The organism is Arthrobacter sp. ES3-54, assembly GCF_029504395.1.
Classification (GTDB): Bacteria; Actinomycetota; Actinomycetes; order Actinomycetales; family Micrococcaceae; genus Arthrobacter.
In genome coordinates this window covers 1-12,567 of the sequence record NZ_JAQFIF010000030.1, presented here as the reverse complement: position 1 = coordinate 12,567, position 12,567 = coordinate 1, and the positions used below count along the sequence as shown (strand labels likewise).

General features: G+C 66.5%; 9 protein-coding genes, 1 tRNA gene and 1 pseudogene. 5 read left to right on the top strand and 6 right to left on the bottom strand.

Annotated elements, in window-relative coordinates:
• Nucleotides 1-187: 187 nt before the first annotated feature.
• Nucleotides 188-688, top strand: coding sequence for an SRPBCC domain-containing protein (locus M2428_RS22180; RefSeq protein WP_277528133.1), 501 nt, complete (start codon nt 188-190; stop codon nt 686-688).
• A gap of 168 nt (nt 689-856) precedes the next feature.
• Here M2428_RS22180 and M2428_RS22175 read toward each other — a convergent pair whose 3' ends face one another.
• Nucleotides 857-1,888, bottom strand: a complete 1,032-nt coding sequence (locus M2428_RS22175; RefSeq protein ID WP_277528132.1) for a LacI family DNA-binding transcriptional regulator — start codon at nt 1,886-1,888, stop codon at nt 857-859.
• 2 nt (nt 1,889-1,890) lie between these two features.
• A complete protein-coding gene (locus tag M2428_RS22170) occupies nt 1,891-3,669 on the bottom strand; it encodes a glycoside hydrolase family 13 protein (protein WP_277528131.1) in 1,779 nt (592 codons plus the stop codon).
• A gap of 183 nt (nt 3,670-3,852) precedes the next feature.
• Between M2428_RS22170 and M2428_RS22165 the strand changes: the two genes are divergently transcribed.
• A complete protein-coding gene (locus M2428_RS22165; protein WP_277528130.1) occupies nt 3,853-5,223 on the top strand; it encodes an FAD-linked oxidase C-terminal domain-containing protein in 1,371 nt (456 codons plus the stop codon).
• A gap of 59 nt (nt 5,224-5,282) precedes the next feature.
• On the opposite strand, the gene M2428_RS22160 is transcribed toward M2428_RS22165, so the two are convergent.
• The 4 genes from M2428_RS22160 to M2428_RS22145 all read right to left on the bottom strand — a co-directional run bounded on the left by M2428_RS22160 (nt 5,283) and on the right by M2428_RS22145 (nt 10,401).
• Complete coding sequence (locus M2428_RS22160; protein WP_277528129.1) at nt 5,283-6,701, bottom strand: DUF4032 domain-containing protein; 1,419 nt, start codon at nt 6,699-6,701, stop codon at nt 5,283-5,285.
• Nucleotides 6,702-6,818: 117 nt separating this feature from the next.
• A complete protein-coding gene (gene ugpC, locus M2428_RS22155; RefSeq protein ID WP_277528136.1) occupies nt 6,819-7,901 on the bottom strand; it encodes a sn-glycerol-3-phosphate ABC transporter ATP-binding protein UgpC in 1,083 nt (360 codons plus the stop codon).
• Between the two features lie 276 nt (nt 7,902-8,177).
• Entirely contained in the window at nt 8,178-9,002 is an 825-nt protein-coding gene (gene otsB / locus M2428_RS22150) for a trehalose-phosphatase (protein WP_277528128.1), read from the bottom strand.
• On the bottom strand, nt 8,992-10,401 hold the full coding sequence (locus M2428_RS22145; RefSeq protein ID WP_277528135.1) for a trehalose-6-phosphate synthase: 1,410 nt from the start codon (nt 10,399-10,401) through the stop codon (nt 8,992-8,994). The genes otsB and M2428_RS22145 overlap by 11 nt, the downstream gene beginning before the upstream one ends.
• 294 nt (nt 10,402-10,695) lie before the next feature.
• On the opposite strand from M2428_RS22145, the gene M2428_RS22140 reads away from it, so the two are divergent.
• From M2428_RS22140 to M2428_RS22130, 3 genes and pseudogenes are all read left to right on the top strand, one after another.
• Nucleotides 10,696-11,586 carry a thioredoxin domain-containing protein gene (locus M2428_RS22140; protein WP_277528127.1) on the top strand — a complete coding sequence of 297 codons (891 nt, stop codon included), beginning with the start codon at nt 10,696-10,698 and terminating at the stop codon, nt 11,584-11,586.
• A gap of 228 nt (nt 11,587-11,814) precedes the next feature.
• Nucleotides 11,815-11,891: transfer RNA gene (locus tag M2428_RS22135), tRNA-Thr, on the top strand.
• Between the two features lie 374 nt (nt 11,892-12,265).
• A pseudogene (locus M2428_RS22130) lies at nt 12,266-12,567 on the top strand (L-serine ammonia-lyase); the annotation flags it as partial.

Sequence of the window (12,567 nt, the reverse complement as noted above, 5' to 3'; positions counted from 1 at the left end):
GGAGAGTAGGTCACCGCCGGAACACCATTCACGGTCGAGGACCCCCAACCAAGGTTGGGGGTCCTCCCGCATTTAACCCCCACAACACAAAACCCGCCAGGCCCCCACGACGCTGGGGCCCTCACTTAACCGACAACCGCAAAACCGGTGCCGGCCCGACTAAGAGGCGCGGGTAGAGTAAATGCCCATGGATAACCTCTTCAGCCACGCGCCCGTTGAACCGCCTGATGGTCCCGAACCGGAGGCAGCAGACGGCCTGGAGCCGGTTATCTACACGGTGGTGGTTCCCGGCCCCGTCGCCCGGGCCTTTGTGGGATTCACCGAGCATACGCACCTCTGGTGGCCGCTTGAGGATCACAGCGTCTATGGCGTCGGCTCCTACGTGGAGTTCGAGGAAAACCTGATCATGGAGACCGCTGATGATGGCCGGACGGCCGTGTGGGGATCCATTGACGACTGGCAGCCTCCACTGTCCTTCCATGCCAGCTGGCACCCCGGGACTACCGCCATGTGGTCCACCGAGCTCCGGGTGGCTTTCAGGGCAGTAGACGAGGGAACTGAGCTCCGCCTGGTTCACAGCGGCTGGGAAGGCGCCGAAGACCCTACGGCAACCAGGGCCGATTACGCGGCCGGCTGGCCCGGCGTCCTGGACCGCTTTGTCAGGTTCATGGGCGGCACCGGCGCCTGAGCTTGCTTGGCCTCTGGGCCGCAACGAGGCGTTGCTTCCCAGTTGCTTGGAGGACCGGGGCGCGGAACCCGCGGGGCCTCCCCGGCTTTCCGGGCCGTTCTGGGCAGACGGCCGGGAATGGAGCGAGGAACTGGGCAGGAACGCCGCCACGGAGAAAATTGCCGGCAACTAGCGGATCGGTACTTGGTCCACGGGCGGAACAGCCGTGCTGGACCGGATGACAAAGCGCGTGGGGTATTCGGTGTGCGCGGACGCTGTGTCTGCCGCGCCGTCGAGCCTGGCCAACAAGCGCCGCACGGCCAGCGCGCCCTGGCCCCGTGCGTCCTGATCGAAGGTGGTCAGCCCGAAAACCTCACCAAGCTCATGGCCGTCGATGCCGATGACGGAGAGGTCCTGCGGCACCCGCAGGCCGAAGTCCCGGGCAGCGAGGATCGTGCCAATTGCCATCTCATCGGAGGCGGCAAAGACGGCCGTGGGGCGCTCAAGTGAGCTGCCCAGCAGTTGCCGGGCGTTGGCGTAGGCGCCCTGGATGGTGAAATCCGCGGAGACCTGCCACTCCGGCCGGACGGCCAGCCCGGCGTCGCGCATGGCCTTCTTGAAGCCCGCCTGGCGCGTCCCGGGAAGCCGGAAATCCTGATCATAGGCGGCATCGCCGGTCATATGGGCGATTTTGCTGTGGCCAAGCTGGATGAGGTGGCGTGCTGCGGCCTCCGCGATACCGGAGTCATCGATGCGGATGGTCGATGCCCCAGGCAGCGGGCCGCCGATCCCCACGATCGGACGGTGGATGGCCAGCAGCTGGTCGATCTCGGCCTCGGAGAGCTCCAGGGACACAGCGATCACGGCATCCACGCGTTTGCGCAGCAGGAAGTCGTTCAGCACGCTGTGGCGGCGCTCCCGGCCTTCGCTGACGTTGTACAGCGTGAGGTCGAAGCCGGCATCCAGCAGGGTGGCCGAGACACCTTCGACCACCGAGGAAAAGAACCACCGGTGGACCGAAGGGACAACAAGGCCAACATTGTGGTTCCGCCCGGAGGCCAGGCTGGACGCCTGGTATGACGCGACGAAACCAAGTTCGGCGGCGGCGGTCCGGGCACGCTCCCTGCTCCGAGGGGAGACGTTTCCCTTGCCGCTCAAGGCCCGCGAAACGGTGGCGATGGAGAGGCCGGCCCGTTCCGCGACGTCCTTGATGCCGGGCATGCCTAGCCCTCCGTGTCCTCGATGTAGATTTCCAGCCAAACAGTTTCACCTGAGCCTAACGGATCGCCGGCGCCGGCCATGTCCCCGGCGTCGTATCCGGCCTCCGGAGGCGTTGAACTGCGCAGCAGCATTCGACCGGCGGGCAGTTCCAGGGGCTCGGACCCCACATTCAGCAGCACCAGCGTGGAACCGTTAAGGAAGGCAAGGCTGGTGTCCGTGCAGAGGTCCTCGTACCAGGACAGTGAGCCGCGGCCAAGATCCAGCCGGCGGCGCAGCTCCAGCATGCGCTTGTAGAGGCTCAGATGCGACGACGACGAGGCGGCCTGCACATCCCGCGCCAGCCGCGCGAAACTTTCCGGCTGCGGCAGCCAGGGGTCCTGCCCGTGGCCGAATCCGGCGTTGGGTTCCCCGGCCCGCCAGGGTAGCGGAATGCGGCAGCCGTCGCGGCCCAGCCGTGCGCCGCCGGTGCGGGCGAAGGTGGGGTCCTGGCGCTGGGTGTCCGGGATGTCGATCCCGTCCGGGAGGCCGAGCTCTTCACCCTGGTAGAGGTAGGCTCCGCCGGGCAGACCCAGCATGAACAGGGATGCCGCTGCCGCCCGGGACCGTCCGAGGTCCTCGTCCGGCTGCGGATCCCAGGTGCCGATTCCGTCGCCGTCGCGCGGCGCATGCCCGTGGTACCCGAAGCGGGTGGCGTGGCGGACGACGTCGTGGTTGGAGAGCACCCAGGTGCTGGGAGCGGCGACGGCGTCCAACGACGTGAGTGACTCGGTGATGACGTGGCGCATGCGGTGCACGTCCAGGCCCGCGTGGAGGTATGGGAAGTTGAAGGCCTGGTGCATTTCGTCCGGGCGCACCCAGTCGGCGAGCCGCGGGAGCGGGTCAACGTTTGCCTCGGCGCAGAGGATCCGGTCGGGGCCGTACTCGGCGAGAATCCGCCGCCACTGGCGGTAGATGTCATGGAGGGCCGGCTGGCCAAACATCGGGGCGTCGCGTCCGGGGAAGCCGTCGGAGCTGCTGCCGTCGGCGCGGCCGCCCCACTCCGGCAGGCCGGGGGCCTTCACGAGGGCGTGCGCCACGTCCACCCGGAAGCCGGAGACGCCGCGGTCCAGCCAGAAGCGCAGGACCCGCTCGAATTCGTCGTGGACGGCGCGGCTGTCCCAGTTGAAGTCCGGCTGGGAGGAGTCGAAGAGGTGCAGGTACCACTGGCCCGGGGCGCCGTCCGGTTCGGTGATTCGGGTCCAGGCTGACCCGCCAAAGTGGGACTGCCAGTTGTTCGGCGGTTCCTCGCCGAATGCTCCGCGGCCGTCGCGGAAGATGAACATGTCCCGTTCCGGGCTGCCGGCGGGTGCGGTCAGGGCAGCCTGGAAGGCCGGGTGCTGGTCCGAGCAGTGGTTGGGCACGAGGTCCACGATCACCCGCATCCCCAGCCGGGTGGCCTCGGCCATCATGGCGTCGAAATCGCCCAGCGAGCCGAACAAGGGGTCGACGTCGCAGTAGTCGCTGACGTCGTAGCCGGCGTCCCGCTGCGGAGAGCGGTAGAACGGGGACAGCCAGACGGCGTCGATGTCCAGTTCCGCAAGGCGGGGCAGCTCGGCGGTAATGCCGGCGAGATCGCCGATGCCGTCGCCGTTCAGGTCCCGGAAAGAGCGCGGGTAGACCTGGTAGATCACGGCAGAGCGCCACCAGCCGGGAATGTGGTCTGCGGGATGCACCGGGGTCAGCGGCCCCGTCAGGGGGCTGGCCAGCGCTGCGGGGGAGAAAAGTACTGAATCAACGGACATGACGGCAATCGTAAGGGTTCGAGGTCAAAATGTGAAAACGCTTCCAGTCATTTTTCTGCTGGTACTTTCGACTACTAACTAGACTTTCCGCCGCGCGTTTGGAAGCGCTTGCAACTGTGAGTCACATCACCGACAATGCACAGCCTTAGACTGGGATTCGGATTCGATCGAACTGGAGACCGCATGCGCAGCATCATCGATGAGCTGACCTCTTCCCTCGGCGCGGCGAAAATTGCCGTGGATGACACAACCCTGGCCGCCTATGCCGTGGACCAGGCTCCCGTGCTGGACTATCAGCTCCCGCTGGCCGTGGTCCGGGCCGAATCGGTGGCCGACGTGCAGGCAACGGTGCGTGCCTGCGCCGCCCGCGGCGTCGCGCTCGTGGCGCGCGGCGCCGGCACCGGAGTCTCCGGTGGTGCCCACGCGAGCGAGGGCTGCGTGGTGCTTACGCTTGAGGGGATGAACCGCATCCTGGACCTCAATCCGGATGACGAGACCGCCGTCGTGGAACCCGGCGTCATCAACGCTGACCTCAACGCGGCCGCGGCCCTGCACGGGCTGATGTTCGCCCCGGATCCTGCGAGCTTCAAGATGTCCACCATCGGCGGCAATGTGGCCACGAATGCGGGCGGGCTGCGCTGCGCGAAGTACGGGGTGACCCGGGACTCGGTCCTGGCCCTCGACGTCGTGCTCGCGGACGGATCCCTGATCCACACCGGCCACCAGACGTTCAAGGGCGTCGCCGGTTACGACCTCACCGGGCTGTTCGTCGGCTCGGAGGGGACCCTGGGGATCGTGGTCGGTGTCACCGTGCGGCTGAAGTACCTGCCGCGCGAAGTGCACACCATCGCCGCCTTCTACCCGGACTTCCGCAGCGCCGCGGCCGGCGTCCTCGCTGTGGGCAGGGCCCGCGTTCAGCCGGCCATCATGGAACTGCTCGACGGCGGCTCGCTGGCCCAGCTCGATGACATCCACGGCTCCGACCTGGCCGCGCGCGGGGCGTCCCTGCTGCTGATCCAGACCGACGGCTTCGGCGCGGCGGCGGAAGCCGCGGCCATCCGCCCGGTCCTGGCGGCGGGGGGAGCTGTGGTGACCATGGAGGCCAATGCGGAGGCGGAGCAGCTGGTCGAGCTGCGCCGCAACAGCCGCGGCACCGAGGTGGACGACGAATACCGGGTGGGCGAGGACGTGGCTGTACCCCGCTCCCGCCTGGTGGACTACGTGGCCGAGCTCGAGGCCATGGCGGTGGAGCACCGGGTCCAGCTCAAAGTCGTGGCCCATGCCGGCGACGGAAACCTGCACCCCACCTTCTGGATCGACCGGGCGGACAATACCGTGGATCCCGATGCCATGGCCCGGCTCGGCGCCGCTCTGGACAGGTCCATTGCCGTGGCGCTGGCCATGGGCGGCACCATCACGGGCGAGCACGGGATCGGCCAGTACAAGCTGCGCTGGCTGGGCCTGGAGCAGAAGGAGCCCGTGCGCGAACTGCAGCGCCGGATCAAGGAGCTGTTCGACCCCGCCGGGATCCTGAACCCCGGCAAGGCGATTTAGCTGAAGCGACTTAGCTGAGGATTTAGCCCGGGCGTGCCACATTGCGCCCGGCGCGAAGCCTAGTCGTCGGAGTCGGGGTATTCCTCGATCGATTCGTCGGCGCCGTAGCGTGATTCCTCGGTCTCCACCTCGAGGATCTTGAGCAGCCCCGTATCCGGGTTGAGCATGATGGCGGCCTCGTCCCGCCGGTGGCGGAGCTCGTTGTCAATGTAGGACTGGACCGCCTCAGCCAGGGGGATGTGCCGGTTCTCCTTCTCGGACATGTACCAGCGGTGCTCCAGGACCTCGTGCACCGCCTCGGCCGGCTCGAGCTTGCCGGAGAGATCGCGGGGGATGGCCCGCACGATCGGTTCGAAGATCTGGCTGACCCAGAGGTGGGCGCTGTATTCCTCGTCCATGCCCGGGTTGTTGTCCGCCCGGAAGGAGTCCATGTCGTTCAGGAGCCGGCGGGCCTGGTTTTCCTGGGCGTCCAGGCCGGTCAGGCGCAACAGCCGACGCTGGTGGTGCCCGGCGTCGACGACCTTGGGCTGGAGCTGGATGGTGGAGCCGTTCTGCGTGGTCTTGATCGCGTATTCCTCGACGTCGAACCCCAGCTCGTTGAGCCGCCGGATGCGGGCGGCCACGCGCCAGCGTTCGCCGATCTCAAACGACTCCTTCGCCGTCAGCTCGGTCCACAACCGCCGGTAGCTGTCCATGATGAGCTCGCTGGTGGCCACGGGGTCCACCTTCTCCTCGATCAGGCCGCCGTCGAGCAGGTCCATGAGTTCCCCGGCGATGTTGACCCGGGCGATTTCGAGGTCGTACTCGCGCTGGCCGGTGGACAAATCCGGGTACAGCTCGCCGGTCTCGGCGTCTACGAGGTAGGCGGCGAACGCGCCGGCGTCGCGGCGGAACAGGGTGTTGGAGAGCGAGACGTCGCCCCAGTAGAAGCCGATCAGGTGCAGCCGGACCAGCAGCAGCGCCTGGGCGTCGATGAGCCGGGTCAGGGTGTCCTTGCGCAGCATCTGGGAGAAGAGCGCGCGGTAGGGCATGGAGAACTTCAGGTGCCGGGTGACAAGCACAGGGTTCAGCGGCCGGCCCTCCGGGGTGGTGCGCCCGGTGATGACGGCCACGGGCTCCACGCCGGGAACGTCCAGCCGGGCGAGCTTGCGGAGCATGTGGTACTCGTGGCGGGCCACGTGCTCCGAGGTTTCCTTGATGGCGATGACGGAGCCGCCGAGGTGGGCGAAGCGCACGATGTGCCGCGAGATGCCGCGGGGGAGCGCTGCCAAATACTCTGCCGGCCAGTCCTCGAGGGCAATGTGCCAGGGCAGGTCCAGGAGCTCAGGCTCGGTGGCGGCGGCCGTGATGCTCAGCGAACTGGACGCCATCGACGCCTTTTCGTCATTGGCGCTGGCGGCTTCGTACCGGGGCAATTTTCCAATCTGACCGTAGTCAGTGGGCTCGTCGTGCCACTGGGCGCTGTATTCCTCGGTCATGGGGTTTCCTCGGTCATGAGTCAATTCTTCCGTATTTTGCAGGTCCCGCCTAAAGCGGAGCAGTTAACGCCCGACGGCGGCCCTCCACAGGGGAGGACCGCCGTCAGTAGAGCCGTGCTAGTCGCCGAGGCGCAGGCCGGTCTTGGTGTCGAACAGGTGTACGTGGCCTGACTGCGGGCGGACCCAGATGGACTCACCCTTCATCGGGGGGCGGCGGCCGTCGACGCGGGCCACGATGTCGTGGCTCTGGCCGTCCAGCGTGGTGTGGCCGTAGACGTAGGCGTCGGCGCCGAGTTCTTCGACGACGTCGACCTCAACCTGGAGACCATCGCCCTCGGCAACCGTCTCAAGGTCCTCCGGGCGGGAACCGAGGGTGACGGTCTGGCCGTGGGCCTCTTCGAGGACGTCGCGCGGTACCGGGTAGACGGTCCCGCCGAACTGCACGCCGCCGTCGACGACGGGGAGCTCGAGCAGGTTCATGGCGGGGGAGCCGATGAAACCAGCCACGAAGACGTTCTTCGGCTTGTCGTAGAGGTTGCGCGGGGTGTCGACCTGCATCAGCAGGCCGTCCTTCAGCACGGCGACGCGGTCACCCATGGTCATGGCCTCGACCTGGTCGTGGGTCACGTAGACCGTGGTGACGCCGAGGCGGCGGGTCAGGGACGCGATCTGGGTGCGGGTCTGCACGCGCAGCTTGGCATCAAGGTTGGACAGCGGCTCATCCATGAGGAAGACCTGCGGGTTACGCACGATGGCGCGGCCCATGGCAACGCGCTGGCGCTGGCCGCCGGAGAGGGCCTTCGGCTTGCGGTCCAGGTACGGTTCGAGGTCGAGCAGCTTGGCGGCCTCACGGACGCGCTCGGCGCGCTCTTCCTTGCTGACGCCGGCGATCTTCAGCGCGAAGCCCATGTTGTCCGCCACGGTCATGTGCGGGTACAGGGCGTAGTTCTGGAACACCATGGCGATGTCGCGATCCTTCGGCGGAACGTCCGTGACGTCACGGTCGCCAATGAGGATGCGGCCGGAGTTGACGTCCTCAAGACCTGCGAGCATGCGCAGGGAAGTCGACTTTCCGCAGCCGGAGGGTCCAACGAGGACCAGGAATTCGCCGTCGGCGATATCAATGTTGAGCTTGTCAACGGCGGGCTTATCGGTGCCCGGGTATAGGCGTGTTGCGTTGTCAAAAGTAACTGTAGCCACAGTTATCAATCCCTTCACCGGCAGGTACGTGCCGGACGATCCGTAGTGAATGGTCATTTTATTCAGTTGTTAATTCAGTTTTGGGTCCTCATGCGCATACTCCTCGGCCGAAGCCGAGGAGTATCCAATGACGCCGCACGGTAGTTGTGCGCCACATCACATACAGAGTATGTCAGATTAATGGCATTTGGGCCAAAATGTTACAGATGTCACAGGTGATGGTGCCCACTCGGGCGGCGTGGCGGCTGAGTTTCCGGCGTTTCCCGTGCCGGCCTGTTAGTGCGCGACTGCGCGTGTCCGCTCCCTCAGGAGGGCTTCGAGCAGTTCGCAGATGTGGACCGGTGCCTCCACCCGGAACTCGGCCTGGGTGAAATCGAGCCCCACTTTTACGCCGAGATCCCCCGGGACGAGACTGCCCAGGGCGTCCTCGTCGGTGGTGTCGTCGCCGGCGAAGACCACGGCTGTGGCTCCGGCGGCCTGCCGCAAGAAGGCAATGCCCTCTCCCTTGGAGGCGTTGACCACGGAGGTCTCCAGGACCCGGTGTCCGGTTTTCAAGAACACGCCGCTACGGTCCTGCAGGACTGACCGGGCCGCGGCGACGGCGTCCTCGGCGACGTCGGCGGACGCGAGACGCGTGTGCAGGACGACGCCGGCCGGCTTGTCCTCCAGGAGGGTCCCGGGTGCCTGCTCCGCGATTTCCTCAAGCTCCTTGCGGACGTCGGCCAAGAGTTCCCGCTGGTCGTCGTCGAGCATCAGCTGCGAGGATCCGGGCCCCATCCAGACCTCGGCGCCGTGGCTGCCGATCAGCAGCGTGTTCTCCGGCGGGAAGGCGACGGCACGCAGGCTGTCCAGCGCGCGGCCGGAGATGAGCGCCGTCGTCGTCCGGGGAAGTTCCGCCAGTCCCGCGAAGGCGGCCGCCGAGCGCGGGAGCGCGCGGGAGTCGGCCGCGTGATCCACGAGCGGCGCCATGGTGCCGTCGAAGTCCATCGCCACCAGCAGGTGCTCGGTGCCGGCGACGCGGCGCACCGCCGCCAGCAGTTCAGGGGAGAGCGAGAGCGGGGCGGTGCCCGAGTTGTCAGTGCCGGTGGCGTCAGGACTCATCGCGTACAACCTTTTCGGCCAGGGCGTTCAGGAAGTCGGAGGACCAGAGGTCGACGTCGTGGTCCAGGATTTGCTTGCGCATGGCCCGCATGCGGCGTGATGCCTCGGCCGGCTGCATATTGACCGCCCGCATGATGGTGTCCTTGAGGCCGTCAATGTCGTGCGGGTTCATCAGCAGGGCCTGCTTGAGCTGGTCCGCGGCGCCGGCAAACTCACTCAGTACCAGCGCGCCGTCGTTTTTCGTCCGGGCGGTGACGTATTCCTTGGCCACGAGGTTCATGCCGTCGCGCAAGGCGGTGACCAGCATGACGTCCGCGGCCAGATACAGCGACACCATCTCCTCAATGGGGTAACTGTGGTGCAGGTAGCGGACGGCCGTGTTCTGCATGGTGTCGAAGGTGCCGTTGATGTGGCCCACCGTGCCCTCGACCTCCTCGCGGAGCAGTCGGTACTGTTCCACGCGTTCCCGGCTGGGGCTGGCGACCTGAATCAGGGTCGCGTCCTCCACGGTGACCTTGCCGTCCTGCAGCAGTTCCTCATACGCCTTGAGCCGGTGCCGGATGCCCTTGGTGTAGTCGAGCCGGTCGACGCCGAGCAGGATGGTCTTGGGGTTGCCGAGGTCCCGGCGGATCTGCTGCGCGCGCTCAATGACTTCCGGACTCTGCGCCAGCTCACTGATTTGCTTGACGTCAATGGAGATAGGGAATGCCTGGGCCCTGGCGATATGGGTGGTCTCGCCGTCGGCGCCCCTGACGTGCACCTGCTGCTGCTTGACGCTGGCGCCCAGGAAGCGCCGGGCGGAGCGCATAAAGTTCCCGGCGTCGCTGCTGCGCTGGAAGCCCACCAGGTCCGCGCCCAGCAGGCCGTCGATGATCGCGCGGCGCCACGGGAGCTGGGCGAAGATCTCCGGCGGCGGGAACGGGATGTGGTTGAAGAACCCGATCTTCAGGTCCGGCCGGGCCTCCCGGAGCAGCTTCGGCACCAGCTGGAGCTGGTAGTCCTGCACCCAGACCGTGGCGCCCTCGGCCGCATGGCGGATGACGGCGTCGGCGAACCTCCGGTTGACCTTCCGGTAGGAGTCCCACCAGGTGCGGTGAAACTCCGGCGGGGCGATCACGTCGTGGTAGAGCGGCCACAGGGTGGCGTTGGAAAAGCCCTCGTAGAAAAGCTCGATGTCGTCCGTGCTCAGCTGGACCGGGATCAGGTCAATGCCGCCGTGGCTGAAAGGCTTGACGGTCTCATCGGGGGCGCCGTGCCAGCCCACCCAGGCGCCGTCGGTCTTGGTCATCATCGGGGCCAGTGCCGTCACGAGTCCGCCGGGGGAGCGGCGCCAGCCGTCCTCGCAGCCGGCCTCGTCGGCTGAACAGCGGTCAACCGGCAGCCGGTTGGACACCACCATGAAGTCGAACTGATCCCCTGCCCCGGCACCCGAGGCCGCGCCGTCGGTGGCTGTCCGCGTTGCTTCAGTGGTGTCTTGCCCGCCGTGTCCGGCGCTGTCCGTTGCTTCCATTGGTGCCCCCTGGGGTCCGGTCGTGGCTCTCCGTCAACCCTAGCCGCATGGAATCTTCCGGGCTATTCGTCCGTTGGGCAGGCGGAAGGGGAAACTTGAAAGCGCAAGTTCTCGGGTTTCTCCCCTAAAATGATGAAGTTGCCACTGAGTGGACCGTCCCTGGCCGAACGACCCGAGGAACCAATGAGCCCCGCAAACGAACCCCGACAGTCTAAGGCAGAGCGTACTGCCGCGGCGCGCGATAAAGCGCGTGAGATCCGCGAGGCGCAGCTGAAGAAGGAGAAGCGCAACAAGCTGCTGATCGGCTGGGGCATTGTTGCCGCCGTCGTCGCCATCATCGTGATCGTTGCGCTCGTTGTCACTTCCAACATCAAGAACAATGCCCCGGTGGCTGACGAGGGGCCCACCCCGGCCAACGGCAACATCCACGGCGGCGTCACCTTGCTGGCGAACACTGAAGTTGCCAAGACCGATCCCGCGACCGTGAAGCTGTCGGACCTGCCGGCCGCGCCGGCCACGGCGCCGGCTACGGTCACGGCACCGGGCGCAGAGGCTGAGGCCGGCAAGCCGGTCAAGGTGGTCCTCTATATCGACTTCATCTGCCCCGTCTGCAAGGACTTCGAAGCGAAGTACAACGAGACCCTCACCAAGCTGCGCAATGACGGCAAGATCACGGTGGAATACCGCCCGCTCGGCTTCCTGGACAGCCGGTCCACCACCAACTACTCCTCGCGCGCGGCGAACGCCGCAGCCTGCGTGGTGAATGAATCCCCGGAGAAGTACTCGGACTTCGTCGACCTGCTGTTCGCGAAGCAGCCGGCCGAAGGTGGTGCGGGTCTGTCCGACAACGAGCTGAAGAAGCTGGCCAGCGACGTCGGGGCCAAGAACATCGACCAGTGCGTGGATGGTAAGACGTACCGCCCGTGGGTTAAGCACACCACCCAGGAGGCCGCGGTGATCGGCGTGACCGGCACGCCCACCGTGTTTGTCGACGGCAAGCAGTGGGGCACAGGCGACAGCGCCCAGACCCCGTTCGACCAGTACCTGCAGGCTGCGGTCGACGCCAAGAAGTAACCGTCCACGGCACTGCCGTTGAAGGCCCGCAGTTGATGGCCCGGCCCCGGATCGCTCCGGGGCCGGGCCTTTCATTTCGCCCTCGCTTCGCGGCCGGGGCATTGCGCGTTTTTCTCAGCGGGCGTGGGTGGGCTAACCTTGTCTAGCGTCCTGATATCTGCACCATTTGGGTCTGGTGTTTTGAATCCGGTGGTTTGAAATCCAGTGTTTGAATCAGGGTGCAGGAATGCCTCCTTAGCTCAGTTGGCCAGAGCACCGCTCTTGTAAAGCGGGGGTCGTCGGTTCGAATCCGACAGGGGGCCCCACGAACCCCTCCTTCCCGGTGATTTTGCCGGGGAGGAGGGGTTTTTCATGTTTTGGCGGCATCGTGGCCGGGCTACACCGCATCAGCTCCTGACCTATTGGCCGCCGGCCAGCTGTCGGAGATGGCGTTCATCCGGTCACTCAGGTGGACGTGGCGACGGCGGCCGGCCACCTAGGAGGGTAGCGCTTCAAAGCAATTGAAGCTGTAGAGATGGATGCCGTCGATGACGGGCTGGGCGGTCAGCTCGGTGATGAGAGTGTCGGGCGAGTAGCGTTCGCCGCTCAGGAGGCGGCGGGCGAGTGGTCCTCTGCGGCTCAGGAACCGCAGGGACGTTCCGACGCCGATTTTCGTTGCCAGTGTAATCAGCCTGGTTCTTTGTACGGCGCCGGCAACCCCGGCCAGGATCGGAAGCGTGACCCCCTCGCGGCGCTGAAGGAACTCGCGGAGTCGAAGAAGGAACTTCCCCTGCCCTTCCGCACGGCCGCCGAACTCCTGGGCCGCTGCCAGTCCAAGGGCCTCTCGATCGGCGAGATCATGCTGGTCAACGAGCGCGCCTCCCGCACCGAGGCCGAGATCCGGGCGGGCCTGCTGCACATCTACTCGGTGATGGAAGGCTGCGTCGAGGTCAGCCTCAAACGCACCGGGCTGCTGCCCGGCGGGCTCAAGGTCCGCCGCCG

Excerpts from the sequence above, each read along its gene's own strand:
- M2428_RS22180 (WP_277528133.1), top strand. The coding sequence starts at position 188 with ATGGATAACCTCTTCAGCCACGCGCCCGTTGAACCGCCTGATGGTCCC.
- M2428_RS22175 (WP_277528132.1), bottom strand. The coding sequence starts at position 1,888 with ATGCCCGGCATCAAGGACGTCGCGGAACGGGCCGGCCTCTCCATCGCC.
- M2428_RS22170 (WP_277528131.1), bottom strand. The coding sequence starts at position 3,669 with ATGTCCGTTGATTCAGTACTTTTCTCCCCCGCAGCGCTGGCCAGCCCC.
- M2428_RS22165 (WP_277528130.1), top strand. The coding sequence starts at position 3,853 with ATGCGCAGCATCATCGATGAGCTGACCTCTTCCCTCGGCGCGGCGAAA.
- M2428_RS22160 (WP_277528129.1), bottom strand. The coding sequence starts at position 6,701 with ATGACCGAGGAATACAGCGCCCAGTGGCACGACGAGCCCACTGACTAC.
- otsB (WP_277528128.1), bottom strand. The coding sequence starts at position 9,002 with ATGAGTCCTGACGCCACCGGCACTGACAACTCGGGCACCGCCCCGCTC.
- M2428_RS22145 (WP_277528135.1), bottom strand. The coding sequence starts at position 10,401 with ATGGTGGTGTCCAACCGGCTGCCGGTTGACCGCTGTTCAGCCGACGAG.
- M2428_RS22140 (WP_277528127.1), top strand. The coding sequence starts at position 10,696 with ATGAGCCCCGCAAACGAACCCCGACAGTCTAAGGCAGAGCGTACTGCC.